Origin of the sequence: Natronosalvus caseinilyticus (assembly GCF_017357105.1) — an archaeon.
Classification (GTDB): Archaea; Halobacteriota; Halobacteria; order Halobacteriales; family Natrialbaceae; genus Natronosalvus; species Natronosalvus caseinilyticus.
The window spans coordinates 773,015-790,033 of record NZ_CP071596.1; the positions used below are offsets into that span (position 1 = coordinate 773,015).

Here is a 17,019-nt window from a genome sequence, read left to right on the forward strand (position 1 = left end):
ATTTCGCCCCGTTTTATCGTCGTCCGAATCCGAGTACTCGAGTATGACGATCACGGACGACCGAATCGACTACGGCGCCCTCGAGGAGGGTCGCCACGTCAACTACTGGACCCTCGACCGGACGCTCCAGCGCGAGGTCGCCCGCATCTACACCGCGGACGAACTCGAGTGGGCCCGCCCGCGCCTCGAGTCCTTCGGCGACCTCGTCGGGCACACAGTCGCCGACAACGCGGACGTGATCGACGATCACGGGCCGGAACTCGAGCCCTACGACAAACACGGCGAGGTGCAGAACCGGGTTCGCTACCCGCCCGAACAGCTCGAGAACGAGCGCCTGGTCTACGAGTCGGGAATCGTCGCCGACGCGTTCGAGGCGCCACCCGGTCGCGACGACCCGATGCCCCTGGCGCACAATCTCGCGATGCAGTACCTGCTCTGTTACGCCGACGTCGGCTTCGACTGCCCGGTCGCGATGACCGCCGGCTCCGCACTGGTCCTCGAGAAGTTCGACGACGGGAGCCTCGAGTCCTACTACGACGGCCTGACGAGCCGCGCATACGACGACCTGATCGAGGGGGCGATGTTCCTCACCGAGAAGCAGGGCGGCAGCGACGTCGGCGCCACCGAAACCCGCGCCGAGTGGGACGAGGAGGGGGGTTGCTACCGCCTCACCGGCGAGAAGTGGTTCTGCTCGAATATCGACGCCCAGGGGACGCTCGCGCTCGCCCGAATCGAAGGCGCACCCGACGGCACGAGCGGGCTCTCGCTGTTTCTCGTTCCACACGAACTCGAGGGGGAACTGAACGATCAGCTGTACCGCCGGCTGAAGGACAAGCTAGGGACCGTCGCGGTTCCAACGGGCGAAGTCGAGTTCCGGGGTACGAAGGCGTTTCTCGTCGGCGAACCGGAGAACGGGTTCCGGCAGATGGCCGAGATGCTCAACCTCGAGCGGCTCTCGAACGCTGCAGCGTCGTGCGGCCTCATTGGCCGGGCGCTCCTCGAGAGCAAAGTCAGGGCGGCCAACCGGGAGGCCTTCGGCAAACCGATCGACCAGCACCCGCTGATGCGTCGCGATCTGGTCGACATGGCCGTCGATCACGAGGCGGCGACGGCGTTCACGATGGAGGCCGCGCGGCTGTTCTCGATCCGGGAGCGGGCCGAGCGGGCGGCGCGTGGGGACCTCGAAATTCCGGACGACCGTCTCGAGGAACTCGAGACCGAAGGAGAACACGCCTACCGACTCATGCGACTCCTGATCCCCATCGCGAAGGCCCGGACGGGCCGAATGGCCGTCGACACCGCCTCCTACGCGATGGAGATCCAGGGCGGCAACGGCTACGTGAACGACTTCGTCACGCACCGCCTGCTGCGCGACGCGCAGGTGCTCCCCATCTGGGAGGGAACCGAGAACGTCCTCTCGCTCGACGTGCTCCGTGCGCTCGAGCGTGAGGCCGCTCACGAACCGTTCCTCGAAGTCGTGGAGGCGCGTCTCGAGGCCGTCTCCCATCCGCTCCTCGCTGATTCCGCCGAGGCGGTCGAGAGGGAGTTTCAGGACCTCGGAACCGCTCTCGCTGACCTGGCGACGAAGGATAGCGAGTACGCCCAACTCCAGGCCAAGGAGCTGACTCACTACGTCTTCGACGTCTTCACCGCAGCGCTGTTGCTCGAGGAGGCCCAGCGTGCGCTCGAGGGTCGGCGTGATGGACGCGACGGCGGCGGTCCTGATGCCCGCCTCGCACTCGTCGCTCGGCGATTCGTCGACCGGCAGTTCGACAATCGGGCGGCCCGCGGGATCACGAGCGGCGACCGGTTCGTGCTCGAGCACTTCGACGCGATTGTCGGCTACGAGTCGATCGATCCGACGACACTCGAGGACTGACCGTCGTCCCTTATCCCCCGACCTCCTCTCACTCGTCCTCCAGGCGGCTGTACCCCCACGAGTCGGTTTCGTCGCGCTCGCTCGAGTCCGCTATCGACCCGGCTCGATCGTTTTCACTTTCCTCCGTGGGACTCCGATTTCCGCGTCCGCCGAGGCTCATCGCCTCGCGTTCGGCCGTCTCTCGATTGACGACCTCCGGGTTCGTGGTTTCGTCGCTGATCAGCACGTAGAGCACGAGCGGAACCAGTAGCGAGAGGAGGAGCACGAAGGCGATGAATCCGGCGGTCATGGGTACGATTCGACGTCCAGCGACAATAAAGTATTCAACCATCCGTCACGAACGGGGCGTATGGTCTCCGATCGCGATAAGGGCTGTCCGAAGTGCGGCCACACCGAGACGGAAGTCGACGACATCGCCACCTCCGGCACCGGCCTCTCGAAGATTTTCGACATCCAGAACCGGCGGTTCCGCGTGGTCTCGTGTACCAACTGCGGGTACTCCGAACTGTACCGCGGTAACTCGAGCAACGACATGATCGACCTCTTCCTGGGGTGAGCGCCTCGAGGTTACCGTTTCGACTCGAGACCTCCATCTCGACTCGACGGCACTCGAGCATCGACGCCGACTGGCGGCTTACTTGAGTATCGCCGTCCCTGCCTTACTCGAGCATCGCGGCCGCCTCCTCGACGTCCATCACGCCCTGCTCGACCGCCTGGAGGACGCGCACGATTTCGGGATCCGGTCCCGGATCAGTGGCGTCTCCGACTTCATCGAGGGTGACCTTCGTCGAGCGGCCGACGAATTCGTCGAAGTCGGTGCCTTCGGCGACGGCGGTCTCCTTTTTCACGCGGTAGTTCCCGCCGTCGGTGACGTGGAGGTCGCCGGGGTGGAAGAAGTACCAGTCCTCGCGGTCGAACCGGACGCCGATACGGGGTTTCGCGCCGAAGTTCTGCGCGAAGTAGATGAGCGCCTCGACCTCCTCGCCGGTGAGGTAGATGGGATTGCCGGCGCTCGATTTGGCCTCGATCGCGTAGAAGGTCTCGCCGTCGCCGGCGAGCACGTCGGGCAGTTCGCGTTCGGTCGCAGAGCCGCTGGCGGGCGCTCGCATGACGGCGAACCCGGCCTCGTCGAGCAGGTTGACGAGTTCGCGTTCCCGGCGGTCGCCCTTCGCCTGAGACATGTCCCCCTCTCGCCACCGAATCGTTATAAACCGGCCGACTGCAGCCGAGGCCACCAACCACCCGTCGAAGGCGCCGTCGGCTTACGCCAGCCAACGGTTTAACCGTCGGGTCGTGGAACGCGTCGGTATGTCGTCGCTCCTGCTGTACGGCTCGTACGGGTTCGTCGGGTCGCTCGTCGCCGAGGCGGCCGTCGATCGAGGCGTCGACGTGATCCTCGCCGGTCGAGACGGCGATCGGGTAGTCGACCAGGTCGACGAACTCGGGCGCCCTGGCCGACGGTTCGCTCTCGACGATCCGTCGACCGTGGCCGAGGCGCTCGACGACATCGAGTGCGTGTTGAACTGCGCCGGACCGTTCTCGAACACCGCCGACCCGCTCGTCGAGGCCTGCATCCGCACCGGAACCGACTACGTCGACGTCACCGGCGAAATTCCCGTCATCGAGTCGATTCACGACCGCGACGGGGACGCCCGCGAGGCCGGCGTGACGCTGCTCCCGGCCGCGGGGTTCTCCGTGATCGCGATGGACTGCCTCGCCGCCCACCTCGCGGAGCGGTTCCCCGGCGCCTCGGCGCTCGCGCTGGGGGTCGATTCGATCCGGGTGCCGTCGGTCGGCACGCTCAGAACGGTCGTCGAGGGCGTCGACACCGGCGGTGCGATTCGCCGGAACGGCCACCTCGAGCGCGTCCCGGCCGGGTGGCAGACGCGATGGCTCGACTTCGGGCACGGCGAACGACCGGCCGTCACCGTGCCCATGGGCGACGTGTCGGCGGCGTACTACACGACCGGCGTGCCGAACGTCGAAGTGTACGCGATGGTGCCCCCGCCCGCCCGGCTCGGTCTCAAATCGCACCGGCTGCTCGCCCCGGTGCTCGCGAGAGATCCCGTCCAGCGGGCGTTGAAGGCGGCCGCCGACCTCGTCCGCGAGGGGCCGTCCGAGCGGGCGCGAGAGCGAGGGTCGGCACTCGTCTGGGGCGAGGCGCGCGAGGGCGACGTGCGCGTCGTCTCGCGGCTCGAGACGCCCGACCCGTACGTGGTGACCGTCGACGGCGCCGTCGCGGCGGCCCGACGGGTGCTCGCCGGCGACGCCGACGAGGGATTCTGCACGCCGGCGGGCGCGTTCGGACCCGAGTTCGTCTTCGACCTCGAGCGCGCGTCGGGGTCGTTCGACGACGACGAGAAACAGATCGAGTCGGGCGCGATGCCCGCCGAGTGATCCTCGAAACCGTTACCTTTCGACGGCCGGCGTTCGACTTAGGTGCCCCGGCGGTGGACGTTCTCGCGTGCCGTCGAACACGCTCGACGATCGGGATCGAACGATCCTCGAGGCACTCGAGGATGGCCCCGCGGGAATCGAGGCGCTCTCGGCCCGCCTCGATACGGGGCCCGACGAGGTCGCGGACAGCCTCGAGCACCTCGCGGACAACGCGCTCGTGAACCGCGGGGACGACGGGTACGGACTCACCGACAGCGGGCGACGCGTCCTCGAGGCGACCCCCGTCGGCGCGCGCGATTACCGGATTGACACCCCCGACGAGGTCGAACGGGCGCTCGAGTCGCGCGACCTGCGACCGGACGAGGCGTCGGCCGTCCGTGCGGCGTTCTCGTTCCTCCGGTACTGGGGAGAGGCCACGGCCGCGGAGGTAATCGACGCGACCTACAGCGAGGTCCCCGCGGGCTACGAGTCGGCCGAGCGGTGGTGGTCCGAGTGCGTTCGCGATCACCTCGGGGCCCTGCCGACCGTCGCGCGCTCGGGCGACGAGGACCTCGGCGAACGGTGGCGCTACGAGGAAACTCCCGTGATCGACCGTCCGGAAGACGCTGACGGCCGGGACGTCCTGGATCCGGCCTCGGCCCGCCGGTCGATCGGAAGCGCCCGACACGCCATCGAGACCGTCGACCGTTCGCCGGCCGAGCGACGAGCCGCCCGTTCGGCGTTCGTGACGCTGGCCGAACGTGGGCGGACGAGCATCGACGACCTCCTCGAGTCGATCGACGAACCCCATCGACGCGTAGCGATCGAGAATCGACGCGACGTGCTCGAGGCCCCGCTACTCGAGGTTCCCGGCGTCTCGCGCGACGAGGACGCCGACGGTGCGTTCGTCCTTCGGTACGACCCGGCGACCGGGGACGTCGGATCGGATCGGGACGTTGGATCGGACCACGACGACTCGCACTCGGACGGCGAGGGCTCACGCTGATCACCGCGGTCCGCAGGTTGCGTGAGCAGCGACCACCCGTTTCTCGTTCGAGCGCGTCGACCCGCACATGAGCGATACGGATACGAACACCGATCGAGCGTTCGAGGAGACGTTTGCAGACGTTCTCGACGCGGTTCCGGACGAACACGTCGATCGCTCGCGATTCGTTCCCGGCGTCGGATCGCAGTCGGCCGACGTGATGCTCGTCGGGGAGGCCCCAGGAAAACAGGAGGTCGAGCAGGGAGAACCGTTCGTCGGCCAGGCCGGCGACCAGCTCGACCGGGCGCTCGAGTCGATCGGGCACGACCGGGGGGAGTGCTACATCACGAACCTGGTCAAGGTCAGACCGCCGGAGAATCGCGACCCGTACGTCGCCGAGATCGAGGCCTGGCGGCCGGTGCTTGACGCCGAACTCGAGCGCGTCGATCCGTCGGTCGTCGTGCCGCTGGGGAGTTTCGCGGCGCGGGAATTGCTCGACACGGACGAGACGATCACAGAGCTGAGCGGCCGGACACTCTCCTGGAACGGGCGAACCGTCGTCCCCGCGTTTCACCCGGCCGCGGCGCTCTATGACCGCAGCAAGGTCGACGAAATCGAGTCGGCGCTCTCGCGGGCGTTCTCACAGGTGCTCGAGCAGTCGTGAGGGATGCGAATGGCGGTTCGAGAGGGGTACGAACGGCGGTTCGTGGGGAACGTTGAGGGCGGTTCGTGAAGGGCGATTACAACGCGAATAGAGGGGATGGTCGAGGCAAGACCATGCAGGCACGAACCACTTCGAACGGGCTGTGTTAGACCGACTCGTATGAGTCCAGTATTCACCGCGGACGACGTCGGCAAGTCGGTCGAGACCGCCTCGGGAGACACGGTCGGTATCGTCACCGCCGTCGACCCCGGAACGGCCTACGTCGAACCGGACCCGGAGATGGCCGACTCCACCAGGGCCGCGCTCGGGTGGGGCGGCCGGGAAGACGCCGTCCCCCTCGCGGACGACGCCGTCGACCGGGTTACGGAGGACGCGGTTCGACTCGACCCGTCGTTCCCCGGAGAGGACCTGACGAGCGACGCGAACCCGGCCGACTCGGAGTTGCCATCGTCGGAAGCCTCGGGGAAGAACACCCCCGCTCCGGACGAGGAGTACACGCCGGGGGAACCGGTCACAGGCGACCAGGAGGAGCCGTCGCCGCCGCCCGGAGAGGAGGATCCGGACCCGGGGGCGGGCGCGGGCGAACGAATCGACGGCGACGAGGAACGACGGGGGGACCCAGCCGGCAATCCGGCGGACGTCACGGACCCCGTCGGCGAAATCGACGCCGCAGACGAGACGGATCCGCTCGCCGACGGGGACTCGAGCGGGTCGGTCGATCCGGCCGCGGACCTCGAGGAACTCGAGGAGATCGAGGAAGCCCAGCGCCGGGAACTCGAGGTGGATCCGACGGAACTCACGGACAGCGACCCGGAAGCCGAGGTTCGTCCGGGCGAGGACGTCGGCCAGCGGACCGACGCGGCGGTCGAACCGGACGCGGTTCGCGAGGGACTCGAGGGCTCGGAGCGTTCGGGCTCCGAAGACGCCGAGGCGGAACGCGGCGACGAGGACGAGCGCCGAACGGAACGCGGTACCGACGAGCAGGACGACGAATCGAACCGGTAGGAGACACCCTCCGTCGTTCTAGCCCGGGGTAGGAGGTACCAGTCGCACCGCCACCCGATCACCCCGACGAGAGCGCCTCCTCGAGCCGTTGCTCGAGGTCGCTGAGGTCGTCGTAGAGCGACTCGTCGATCTGGCCGGCGGTTTCCGCGTCGACGTCCTCGAGGCGCTCGGCCAGCCCCTGCAGCCGGGAGTACTTCTCGCCCTCGTCGACGCCGGTCTTCTGGACGTACACCTGTTGCTCGACGTCGTAAACGGCGTCGGGCTCGAGGTCGGTGACCGCCAGGACGACGTCCAGTTTGTCGGAGTCGACCCCGAGCACCCACTCGTGGGGGATGCCGTGCTCGTCGAGGGCGTCCAGGACGACGTCCTCGTCCTTCGGCTGGCGCCGGTCGCGGGTCGTTCGCCGGACCGTCCCGAAGCGACCGTGGAGTTGTTGATCGGGGCCGAGTCGCTCGAGGAGCGTCCCACTGGTCGTTCGCCGCACCCGGTCGGACCCTCGCTGGACGTCCGAGAGCAGGACGTACAGGTCGGTCAGGGTCTCCGTGTCGAGCGTCGACGGCTCTTCGCGACCATCCCGCTCGAGGCGCTCGAGCTGATCGGCGAGCAGGGTGGCGTCGTCGTGCACCCGCTCGAGGCTCGTCCGGGCGTCTTCGGGCGGGACGAGGTGCGGGCTCTCGCCCGCGACGGCCTCCTCCGGGGCACGCTCGAGGGTCTGGCCGTCGGAGACGTGCTCGACCGAGAGACTCAGGACGCTCGCGTACGGCTCGACGCCCGGTGGGAGTTCCGCGAGCGGGATCGGGCCGCCCTCGAGTTGCTCGGCCAGCACGTCGAACTGCTCGCGGTGGAGCGGGCGCTCCTCGCCGCTGTCGACGAACTGGATCACGAGTCGATCCTCGAGGGCGTCGGTGATCCGGAACGCACGCTCGGAGACCGGCGTCACGAGTTCGGCTCCTGGCTCGAGGCTTCTACACGCGTCGCGAAGGGCATTCCAGTCCATAGGGAACGGTCGACGGCCACCTCGAAAAGCCATTGCCGCGTGTGTGCCGGGTGGCGACCCGCTTCCGACGATGGGATGGCGACGCCGACGACGGACGGCGTCTACGGGACGCCCCTCCCCGGCCCTGCCAGCCGATGCAGGCACCACACTATTCGCTCGAGGCGGGGCTAGCCCAGTGTATGTGCGCCACCTTCACGGCTGACGACGTCGGCAAGACGGTCGAAAACGACGAGGGAACGGCGGTCGGCGTCGTCGTTTCGGTCGAGGACGACACCGCGTTCGTCGAACCGGACCCGGGAATCGTGGATTCGCTCAGGGCAGCCCTCGGCTGGTCGTCCGACCCCCAGGACGCCGTCCCGCTCCACGAGAGCGACGTCCGTGCGGTCGACGAGACGATTCGACTCGAGGCGTTCCCCTCGAGCGAGGGGCCGTCCTGGGACGAGCGGGAGGCGGGCGACGCCGCACGCGGGGGCGGAGCTGGTACTGATACGGCGAAAACCGAGGATTCGGGCGCGTCTCGTCCCGCGGACATCGAGGACGCCCCGCCGGAGGGCGACCAGACGGTCACGAAGGAACGGGAATTGAACGAGGAGCACTGACGGTTCCGTCGCTTCGGCTCCATGGGTCGACGAAACTACATTTCTATAGTAATAACCCGAATCGATAGAATCCCCGAAGAGATCTTCTCGAGGGATCTGGCAGATCAGTAACCCAGGCCGAGGGCCCGATTCGTGACCAGCGCGAGGAGGACGACGACCAGGAGACCGGCCAGGATCGTGAAGGCGACGTTCCAGCCGAGGACGTCGGCGAAGAGGCCGGTCGCGACGGAGCCGAGCGAGCCGACGACGCCGTAGACGGTCCGGACGAGGCCGAAGCCGGCCCCGCGCTCCTCGTCCGTGAGATTGTCCATGATCCGAGGGAGCAGGGCTGCACCCCAGCCCAGGCCCGTCCCGACGAGCAAAACGGCGAGGACGATCGAGGGAAAGCCGGGGCCGAAGACGAACAGCAGGAGACCGCTCGAGCCGAGCACCATACAGCCGGCGGCGGCGAGGTCGCGGCCGTAGCGGTCGGAGACGGCGCCGACGCCGACCTGGGTGATCGCCTGCACGACGAAGTACGCCGAGAAGACGATGCCGGCGAGGGTCTGGGAGTGACCGCGGTGTTCGATCAGGAAGGTGGGGAGAAACGACGACAGCGCCTGCCAGACGAACGCCGAGAGGATCGCCAGACAGACGGTGAACGCGATGGGCGGACGCGAGAGCACCTCGAGCAGGGGCTCGAGTTCGAACCGGTCGCGCATCGGCTGGTCGGGGCGGCGCGGCTCGGTCGGTTCGACGTAGCGGGAGAACAGGACGAATATCGGGACGGCGGCGACGACGCCGAGGGCGATGGCGTAGCGCCAGCCGAGGACGACGGCGACCCAGGCGGCCAGGGCCGGGGCGACGAGGCCGGCGAGCGGGCCGCCACCGTTGTGGACACCGATGGCGGAGCCGATGTTGTCGTAGGTTCGGGTCAGGAGCGTCGTCGCGACGCTGTAGTGGAGGCCTGCGACGGCGCCGAGTACGAGCGTCGCGAGCAGGAAGATCGGAAACGCCGGGGAGACGGCGATGAGGAGGCTCGAGACGGCCGTGCCGCCGACGGCGACCAGGATGACGGGTCGTTCGCCGAAGCGGTCGGCCAGGATGCCGCTGGGAAACTGCGCGAGGAAGTAGGTCATCCAGAGGCCGGTGAGCGCGATGCCGACGACGAAGTTCGAGACGCCGAAGGCGTCGGTGACGTCGGTGACGACCGGGCTGATCACCAGGCGGGCGACCATCGTCGCGAAGAACGCGAGCGTACAGAGTGCGAGGACGGTCTCCCGGTAGCGCCATCGATTCAGCAGATTCATCGTCGTCGGTTTCGTCTCTTGTCGTCAGTGGTCCCTCGAGGCAGCACGGGTGACTGCGTCGCAGCTTCCAACGTCTGTTCCGCCGTCGCTCGAGGTCGAGGTCGTGTACCTCTACTGAATCGCGCGACAAAGTACGGTCGGTTGCGGCAGACCGTGATCCGCCGGCTGGTCGTCGGGGCCGAGACGGTGAACGAATACCTACCACTGAACTACCCGGGGGAGGCTCCGTTCTACCACGTCGTGAATCGCCGTCGACGCCGTCACCTACGGTTTCCACGGGAGCCTCGTTCTGCCATCTGAGCGCATGACCTCTCTGTTGCGGTCGGGCCACGCCAGCAACCGATCGCGGAGTAACTCGCCATCGGCCGTCTTCGGATCGAATCCGCTGACCCTGGCAGTGAGCGTTAAGAGGAGCCAACCGCCGTATCCGAGAACGACGGTCACGCCGGTCAGGACGACGACCGAGACGACCACCCTTGCGAGGCGCGTCCTGAACGATACGTCAGAATTGGCCGATTCTTCGTCGGTTACCATGCCGGTACCCACTCCCGATAGCATCAAAAATTCAACGGGATTTTCCGATACCGAGTGGTACTTCCACGTGCACGTTCGAAAATATACGCTCGACGACGCTGTCGAGGCGGATTCGATACGACCGCTACTCTTGGACCTGGAACCCGCGCTCGCGAAGGAGTGGCGGCAGCCGACTGCGATGATCTCCCTGAAGCTCGATTCGGCCCTCTTCGACGGTGCCACCGGTCCCGAGCGCCTGTTTGAGTTCAGACGCGGTCGATTTCAGGTCCGCCGTCGAGAGGTCGAACCCCTCGAGAATCGTGACGGGTTTCCCGTACCGGCGCTTCTCGAGGCGAATCGTGAGCACCTGTTCGGCGACGGTGAGGTCGTCGTGGGAGTCGAGTTCGTCGAGCAGGTCGTCGAGGTCGTCGTTTGACACGGTAGGTGTGCTACGTCTTCGAGTGCCAAAGCGTTGTCTCTCGCCCGAATTGACTGTCACTCGAGGGAACGAGACGTCACTCGAGATTGAGCGTGTAGACGACCTCCCGACGGGACTCGCCACCGATGTCGACCGTGCCCTCGCCGGTTTTCTCGAACCCCAGGTCCTCGTAGAACGCCCGCCCGTCGGCGTTCGACGCGAGGTCGATCGCCCGCATACGGCGCATGTTGAAGTCCTCGAGGTTCTCGCGGAGGCGCTCGTGGAGGGCCGTCCCGATGCCCTCGCGCTGGTGGTCGGGGTGGACGTACAGCCGGAGGACGTCGCCCTCGTCCTCCTGGACGACGCCGTGGGCGACCCCCACGATTCCACCTTCACCCGCTTCGGCGACCAGCATCGTCGTGCCGGGCGTCGAGAGCGCGCGCTCGAGATCCTCGTCGCTGTACCAGGCGTCGACGGTCTCGTCGATCTCGTCGGGATCGAGTTCCGTATACGTATCGTGCCAGGTTTCGCGGGCGAGTTCGCGGATGGCCTCGCGGTCGTCGGCCGTGGCCGGGCGGATGTCGGCGTCCATACGCGGTCTACGTTATCGAGTACCAAAGAGGTGGTCGGGGTTCGTATCGACGGTCGGAATCGACCTGCTGACCAACCGTTCACAGTGACGACCGCTCACAGCCGCTCCTTGACCGTTTGCGCCGTTCGCTCGCCCACGCCAGGAACGCTCTGCAGGTCCTCGAGGCTCGCCGCCCGGACGTTCTCGACGCTGCCGAAGCGTCCCAGCAGCCGCTTTCGCGTCTCCGGCCCGATTCCCGGGACGTCGTCGAGCACCGTCGAGACCTCGTCGCGTAGCGTCTGGTGGTACTGGACGGCGAAGCGGTGGGCCTCGTCGCGCACGCGCTGGAGCAGGTGGAGGTGCGGGGCGTCCCGCGGCCAGTCGTACTCTCGATCGGGCGTGACGACGCGCTCTTCGGCTTTCGCCAGCCCGATGGCGGGGACGTCCCAGCCCACGTCCTCCAGGGCCTCGAGCGCCGCTTCCAGCTGTCCTCGACCCCCGTCGATCACCAGCAGGTCCGGGTCGGGCCGGTCGTCCCGCCCGTCGAGGGCTCGCTCGGCGCGCCAGGTGACGAGCCGACGCATGTTGGCGTAGTCGTCGTTCTCGTCGGTGAGCTTCTTTCGGCGGTAGCCCGACTTGTCGGCGCTTCCGTCGTCGAACGCGACGTTGCTGCCGACCGCCGACGAGCCCTGGGCGTGGCTCACGTCGAACCCCTCGAGGCGCCTGGCGCGCTCGAGGCCCAGCGAGTCGGCGAGCATGCCGCACTCGTCCCGCCGGCCGACGTTCTGGCGAGCGTTCTTCAGCGCCAGTTCGACGAGTTTCGCCTCGCGGCCGGCGCCCGGCACGCGGACGGCCACGCCCTCGGCCTCGAGCCAGGCGGCTACTTCCGGGTCGCCGTGGCGCTCGGGGAGCAACAGCGCGTCCGGCAGCTGTCGCTCGGCGTAGTACTGGACCAGGAAGGCCGCAAGGACGGCTGGGACAGCGCTCTCCGCCTCGTCGTCGGTCGCAGGTACCTCGAGCGTGTGGCGGTCGCGGTCGACCAGTTTGCCGCGGTCGGATCGCAGGCGGGCGACGGTCGCGTCCTCGCCGCGAATCGCGACGCCGACGACGTCGACGAGGTGTTCCTGTCCCTCGCCCATCGACTGGACGGCGTCGTCGGCGTCCCCGTGGAACGCCTCGACGGTCTCGAGGCGGTCCCGGAGGTGAGCGGCGCGCTCGAACTGCTTGCTCTCGGCGGCGGTCTCCATCCCCCGCCGGAGGGGGTCCGTGAGCACGCCCGTCTCGCCCTCGAAGAACCGGACGGCCGACTGCACGTCCTCGCGGTAGCTCTCGAGGTCGATCTCGCGGGTGCAGGGGGCGCTGCAGAGCCCCATCTCGTAGTCGAGGCAGGGGCGGTCGCGGCCCGCGTACTTGTTGTCCGAGCAGCCGCGCAGGCCGTGGGTCTCCCGCAGGGCCTTCACGACGGTTTCGAGCCGTCCCTTGTTCGTGAACGGGCCGAAGACGGTCGCGGCCTCGGCCGGGTCGCGGGTGATTTCGATCTGCGGGGCCTCGTGGGCTGTCAATTGCACCATCGGGTAGGACTTGTCGTCCTTCAGCCGGACGTTGTACCGGGGCTGGTGGCGCTTGATCAGGTTGGCCTCGAGCAACAGCGCCTGGGTCTCGGTGTCGGTGACGGCGATCTCGAGGTCGTCGGCGCGGTCGACCATTCGCCTGATGCGGGCGCTCCGCGGGTCCGCGTACGAGCGCACCCGCGAGCGGAGGTCGACGGCCTTACCGACGTACAGCGTCGCCTCGCCGTTTCGAAACTGGTAGACGCCGGGCTCCCTGGGCAGGTCGCTGGCTCGCTCGCGAAGCGTCCCGACGTCCATCGCTATCGACGCCCCTAGTCGGGCGAGGGGTTTCAGTGTACCGTCCTCGGACGGCGGTGCCGCCACGTCGCCAGAAGATTCTGGAGTCTTCGCTCTGTGTGACTGTCACCACACGGTCCGACAACCGTTATACCGGTCGATGGTGTGGAAACCGCTGCCCGTACGTGGCGAGTGATTCCAATGGTCAAAGAGGTACAATGCAAAGACGCGGGGTTCGAGGACTGTGACTTCGTCATCCGGGACGAAAACGAGGACGAGATGGTCGACCTCGTCCAGCAACACGCCGAGCGGACCCACGACAAATCCGTGTCTCGAGACGACGTCCAGGGGCTGATCCACGAGGTTTGAGACGACTACGGTCTCATTTTTGTCGGGGTGATACCCCGTGCCCGTTCGGCGACGAACATCCCGCCCGGCGACGAACGCTCCGGCCAGCGACGGGCGAGGGCCGACACCGAAACCTCGCCGACGAACGCGAAACACGCTTCGTCTCGAGGACCCTCCTCGAGCACATGTCCGACGCCGAATCCACGACCACTGTCGAAATCGTCCTCTTTCCCGGTTTCGACGAACTCGACGCCATCGGCCCTTTCGAGGTCTTCCAGAACGGTGCTCGTGCCGGTGCGCCCCTCGAGACGACACTCGTCACCCTCGAGTCCGTGGACCGGGTTCGAGCGAGCCACGGCCTGCGCGTCGAGCCCGACGGGGTCCTGGGCGACCCGGACGTACTCGTCGTCCCGGGCGGGGGCTGGACGAGCGACGACGGGGGCGTTAGCCGTGTAATCGACGAGGGTCGGCTTCCGGAGGCCGTCGCCACCCGTCATGCGAGCGGAACCGTCGTCGCGTCGATCTGTACGGGCGCGATGGTACTCGCCGACGCGGGCCTGCTGGACGGTCGGCCCGCTGTCACCCACCAGGTCGCCCTCGAGGCCCTCGAGCCGGTCGCGGACGTGCGCTCGGCGCGTGTCGTCGACGACGGCGACGTGTTGACCGCGGGCGGCGTCACGTCGGGCATCGACCTGGCGCTATGGTTCCTCGAGCGCGAGTTCGGCGAGGGGATTGCGACGGCGGTCACGGAGGAGATGGAACACGAGCGTCGGGGCGAGGTGGTTTTCCGTTGAACGGAGATAGGGCGACTACACGGAACTGAAGTGATTGAACGGGCCTGAACAGCTGAACTGCCTGAGGGCCCACTCGAGGGGCCAACATCGAGCGACCCGGGAATAAAATCCGATCAATCGGTACTCGAGGCCGCGACGTCGACCGCACGTTGATTCATCCCGGAGCCGGTCTCGTACCAGTAGTACAGACCTAGACCGACGGCCACGGCGACGTTCGAGATCGTGACGGCCCAGAAGGCGGCGGTCGCGTCCATGCCGAGGACGTAGATCCCGAGCGCGGCGACCGGGAGGCGAACGGCCCAGTACTGACAGAGCGTGGCGACGAAACTCGTCCGCGTTCGGCGGGCGCCGTTGAACCCAGCCATCAGCAGGTAGTTCGCACCGATGGCCCAGTAGCCGTAGGCGAGGATCTCGAGGTACGCGACGGTGTGGGCGACCTCGTCGGGCGTCGCGTCGGGCACGAAGACTGTCGTCAGCGTCTCGGGAACGAGCCACTGGACGGCACCGACGACGGTGAGGGCACCCGCGGCGATGGCGACGCCGACCCATGTCGTCCTGGTTGCCCGGCCTGGATTCTCGGCGCCGAGGTTCTGCCCGATGACGCTCTGAGCGGCCTGCTGGAGGCCCTGGGCGGGGATGAAGGCGATGGAAGCGACTCGGGCGCCGATGGTGTAGGCAGCGACGGCGGCCGATCCGCCCGCGACGGCGATGATGGCAACCATCAGCACGCGGACGGACTGGCTCGCGACGTACTGGCCGGCGTTCGGCCAGCCGACGTCGACGATCTCGCGGGCGTCCTCGAGGTCGAAGCCGATATCACGAAGCCCGATCCGGAAGCCGTCCCGGCCGTAGACGGCGAGGCCGATCGCGAAGAAAAAGCCCGCCGTGTAGCCGATGGCGGTCGCGGCGGCCGCTCCCTCGACGCCGAGTTCTGGGAACACCCACCAGCCGAAGATGAGGAACGGATCGAGAGCGACGTTGACGACCACGGTGGCGACGTTGATGTAGAGCGCTGCACGGGCGTCGCCCCAGCCGACGAAGCCCGACTCGAGGGCGTCGCTGGCGGTCGCGAGTGGAATGCCGAGCGCGATGACCGCGAGGTAGGCGGCGGCGGCTTCGATGACCTGTGGTTCGGCCGCGAACAGCCCCATCACGTCTCGCGCGAAGACGAACGCGACGATGCCGAGGATCGTTCCGCCGATCAGGCCGACGACGGTGCCGGTGACGGCGACGCGACGGGCTCCCTCGAGGTTCTCGCTTCCGACGCGCTGGGCGACGACGACCTGCGTACCCACCGAGATGCCGATGGCGACGGTGAACAGCAGGGCGATGATCGGAAAGTTCAACCCGACGGCCGCGATGGCGTTGCCACCTAATCGACCGAGCCAGAAGACGTCGATCACCTGATTGGCGACGTGCACGAGGTTCTGGACGAGCAGCGGTGCGGCGAGTACGAGGAGGACTTTCGGGAGAGAGCCGTTCGAAATTTCCTCACGCGAAGCGGATAGCATCGTCAGTGACCTGTTACATTGGCACACGGGTCGTAATATAACTGTTCATTCACGTTGACCCTTTGTCTCAACGGAACGGCGGGCGAATTTCGCCCGGAACCACCACGACTTTTCACCATCGCCGTCCAGGATCAGGTATGAGTCGCTCGCGAAAGCCCGACTGGCTGAAGATGCGGCCGCCGTCGGGCCGGGAGTTCACCGGGATCAAGGAGACGCTGCGCGAGCACGACCTCAACACCGTCTGTGAGGAGGCGAACTGCCCGAATCTGGGCGAGTGCTGGAGCGGCCGAAACGGAGCAGACGAATCAGATAGCGGTGGCACGGCGACGTTCATGCTGATGGGCCATCGCTGCTCGCGCGGGTGTAACTTCTGTGACGTCGAGACCGGCGGGATGGAACCGCTCGACCCGGACGAACCCGAAAACGTTGGGAAGGCGATCGCTGAAATAGGCCTCGACTACGTCGTCCTGACGAGCGTAGACCGGGACGACCTTCCCGACCAGGGCGCTGGCCACTTCGCGCGAACGATTCGCGAAATCAAGAAGCGCCACCCGGGCATCCTCGTCGAGGTCCTCATCCCCGACTTCCAGGGCGAGGAACGCCTCGTCCGAAAGATCATCGACGCCCAGCCGGACGTCATCGCCCACAACGTCGAGACCGTCGAGCGCCTGCAGTTCCCTGTCCGGGACCGCCGGGCCGGCTACGAACAGAGCCTGGGCGTGCTCGAGCAGGTCGAGCGCGAGTCGGACATCTACACGAAGACGTCGATCATGCTCGGCCACGGCGAGTACGACCACGAGGTCTACCAGACGCTGGCCGACCTCCGCGAGCGCGGCGTCGATATCGTCACGCTGGGTCAGTACCTCCAGCCGTCGTTGAGTCACCTCGAGGTCAAGCGCTACGACCACCCGGACAAGTACGAGACCTGGCGACGGGTCGCCGAGGAGGAACTCGGATTTCTTTACTGTGCCAGCGGGCCGATGGTTCGCTCGTCGTACAAGGCCGGGGAACTGTTCGTCGACGCCGTGCTTCGGGAGGGCAAGAGCGTCGAGGATGCTCGAGCGAGCGCTCGTCAGAGCCCCGCGTCGAACTGAGCGGTCTCTCTTCCCGCGATTCCATCACCTTTCGACGCGTTTCGATATCGTACCGGGCCGCCGCACGAGCGGTTCGCTCCTGGAACTCGCTCGAGCGACCAACATCCGTCCAGTAACGTGGACATAATC

At 67.2% G+C, this 17,019-nt stretch carries 19 protein-coding genes; 10 read left to right on the forward strand and 9 right to left on the reverse strand.

The window, feature by feature from the left end; translation table 11 throughout:
* The first annotated feature begins 43 nt into the window (after positions 1 to 43).
* The gene (locus J1N60_RS03735) at positions 44 to 1,879 is read left to right on the forward strand and encodes an acyl-CoA dehydrogenase family protein (protein ID WP_312910811.1); all 1,836 of its coding nucleotides are present in this window, start codon (positions 44 to 46) and stop codon (positions 1,877 to 1,879) included.
* A gap of 28 nt (positions 1,880 to 1,907) precedes the next feature.
* Here J1N60_RS03735 and J1N60_RS03740 read toward each other — a convergent pair whose 3' ends face one another.
* Entirely contained in the window at positions 1,908 to 2,168 is a 261-nt protein-coding gene (locus J1N60_RS03740) for a DUF8143 family protein (protein ID WP_312910812.1), read from the reverse strand.
* Positions 2,169 to 2,228: 60 nt separating this feature from the next.
* Here J1N60_RS03740 and J1N60_RS03745 point away from each other — a divergent pair, with 60 nt between their 5' ends.
* Positions 2,229 to 2,435, forward strand: a complete 207-nt coding sequence (locus J1N60_RS03745; RefSeq protein ID WP_312910813.1) for a zinc ribbon domain-containing protein — start codon at positions 2,229 to 2,231, stop codon at positions 2,433 to 2,435.
* A 103-nt stretch (positions 2,436 to 2,538) separates the two neighbouring features.
* Here J1N60_RS03745 and hjc read toward each other — a convergent pair whose 3' ends face one another.
* Positions 2,539 to 3,060 carry a Holliday junction resolvase Hjc gene (hjc, locus tag J1N60_RS03750; protein WP_312910814.1) on the reverse strand — a complete coding sequence of 174 codons (522 nt, stop codon included), beginning with the start codon at positions 3,058 to 3,060 and terminating at the stop codon, positions 2,539 to 2,541.
* 127 nt (positions 3,061 to 3,187) lie between these two features.
* On the opposite strand from hjc, the gene J1N60_RS03755 reads away from it, so the two are divergent.
* The 4 genes from J1N60_RS03755 to J1N60_RS03770 all read left to right on the forward strand — a co-directional run bounded on the left by J1N60_RS03755 (position 3,188) and on the right by J1N60_RS03770 (position 6,909).
* Positions 3,188 to 4,276 (forward strand): saccharopine dehydrogenase family protein, encoded by a 1,089-nt coding sequence (locus J1N60_RS03755; RefSeq protein WP_312910815.1) that lies wholly within the window; start codon positions 3,188 to 3,190, stop codon positions 4,274 to 4,276.
* 67 nt (positions 4,277 to 4,343) lie between these two features.
* Positions 4,344 to 5,261, forward strand: a complete 918-nt coding sequence (locus tag J1N60_RS03760; RefSeq protein ID WP_312910817.1) for a hypothetical protein — start codon at positions 4,344 to 4,346, stop codon at positions 5,259 to 5,261.
* 67 nt (positions 5,262 to 5,328) lie between these two features.
* On the forward strand, positions 5,329 to 5,904 hold the full coding sequence (locus J1N60_RS03765) for a uracil-DNA glycosylase (RefSeq protein WP_312910819.1): 576 nt from the start codon (positions 5,329 to 5,331) through the stop codon (positions 5,902 to 5,904).
* 159 nt (positions 5,905 to 6,063) lie between these two features.
* Positions 6,064 to 6,909: a hypothetical protein gene (locus J1N60_RS03770; RefSeq protein ID WP_312910820.1), complete on the forward strand. Its 846-nt coding sequence runs from the start codon at positions 6,064 to 6,066 to the stop codon at positions 6,907 to 6,909.
* Positions 6,910 to 6,967: 58 nt separating this feature from the next.
* On the opposite strand, the gene J1N60_RS03775 is transcribed toward J1N60_RS03770, so the two are convergent.
* Entirely contained in the window at positions 6,968 to 7,906 is a 939-nt protein-coding gene (locus J1N60_RS03775; RefSeq protein WP_312910821.1) for a DUF7983 family protein, read from the reverse strand.
* Between the two features lie 134 nt (positions 7,907 to 8,040).
* On the opposite strand from J1N60_RS03775, the gene J1N60_RS03780 reads away from it, so the two are divergent.
* Entirely contained in the window at positions 8,041 to 8,505 is a 465-nt protein-coding gene (locus J1N60_RS03780) for a hypothetical protein (protein WP_312910823.1), read from the forward strand.
* A 104-nt stretch (positions 8,506 to 8,609) separates the two neighbouring features.
* Here the strand turns inward: J1N60_RS03780 and J1N60_RS03785 are convergent, their stop codons facing one another.
* The 5 genes from J1N60_RS03785 to J1N60_RS03805 form a co-directional block, all read right to left on the reverse strand.
* Positions 8,610 to 9,794: an MFS transporter gene (locus J1N60_RS03785; RefSeq protein ID WP_312910825.1), complete on the reverse strand. Its 1,185-nt coding sequence runs from the start codon at positions 9,792 to 9,794 to the stop codon at positions 8,610 to 8,612.
* Positions 9,795 to 10,058: 264 nt separating this feature from the next.
* Positions 10,059 to 10,328 carry a hypothetical protein gene (locus tag J1N60_RS03790; RefSeq protein ID WP_312910826.1) on the reverse strand — a complete coding sequence of 90 codons (270 nt, stop codon included), beginning with the start codon at positions 10,326 to 10,328 and terminating at the stop codon, positions 10,059 to 10,061.
* Between the two features lie 124 nt (positions 10,329 to 10,452).
* On the reverse strand, positions 10,453 to 10,746 hold the full coding sequence (locus tag J1N60_RS03795; RefSeq protein WP_254158939.1) for an SUI1 family translation initiation factor: 294 nt from the start codon (positions 10,744 to 10,746) through the stop codon (positions 10,453 to 10,455).
* Positions 10,747 to 10,822: 76 nt separating this feature from the next.
* A complete protein-coding gene (locus tag J1N60_RS03800; RefSeq protein ID WP_312910829.1) occupies positions 10,823 to 11,317 on the reverse strand; it encodes a GNAT family N-acetyltransferase in 495 nt (164 codons plus the stop codon).
* A 95-nt stretch (positions 11,318 to 11,412) separates the two neighbouring features.
* Positions 11,413 to 13,164 carry an excinuclease ABC subunit C gene (locus J1N60_RS03805; RefSeq protein WP_312910831.1) on the reverse strand — a complete coding sequence of 584 codons (1,752 nt, stop codon included), beginning with the start codon at positions 13,162 to 13,164 and terminating at the stop codon, positions 11,413 to 11,415.
* Between the two features lie 180 nt (positions 13,165 to 13,344).
* Between J1N60_RS03805 and J1N60_RS03810 the strand changes: the two genes are divergently transcribed.
* Positions 13,345 to 13,512 carry a DUF1059 domain-containing protein gene (locus tag J1N60_RS03810; RefSeq protein ID WP_312910833.1) on the forward strand — a complete coding sequence of 56 codons (168 nt, stop codon included), beginning with the start codon at positions 13,345 to 13,347 and terminating at the stop codon, positions 13,510 to 13,512.
* A 164-nt stretch (positions 13,513 to 13,676) separates the two neighbouring features.
* Positions 13,677 to 14,285 carry a DJ-1/PfpI family protein gene (locus tag J1N60_RS03815; RefSeq protein ID WP_312912529.1) on the forward strand — a complete coding sequence of 203 codons (609 nt, stop codon included), beginning with the start codon at positions 13,677 to 13,679 and terminating at the stop codon, positions 14,283 to 14,285.
* A 113-nt stretch (positions 14,286 to 14,398) separates the two neighbouring features.
* Here the strand turns inward: J1N60_RS03815 and J1N60_RS03820 are convergent, their stop codons facing one another.
* Positions 14,399 to 15,796, reverse strand: coding sequence for an MATE family efflux transporter (locus J1N60_RS03820; protein WP_312910834.1), 1,398 nt, complete (start codon positions 15,794 to 15,796; stop codon positions 14,399 to 14,401).
* Between the two features lie 137 nt (positions 15,797 to 15,933).
* On the opposite strand from J1N60_RS03820, the gene lipA reads away from it, so the two are divergent.
* Positions 15,934 to 16,890, forward strand: a complete 957-nt coding sequence (gene lipA / locus J1N60_RS03825) for a lipoyl synthase (RefSeq protein ID WP_312910835.1) — start codon at positions 15,934 to 15,936, stop codon at positions 16,888 to 16,890.
* Positions 16,891 to 17,019: the final 129 nt, after the last annotated feature.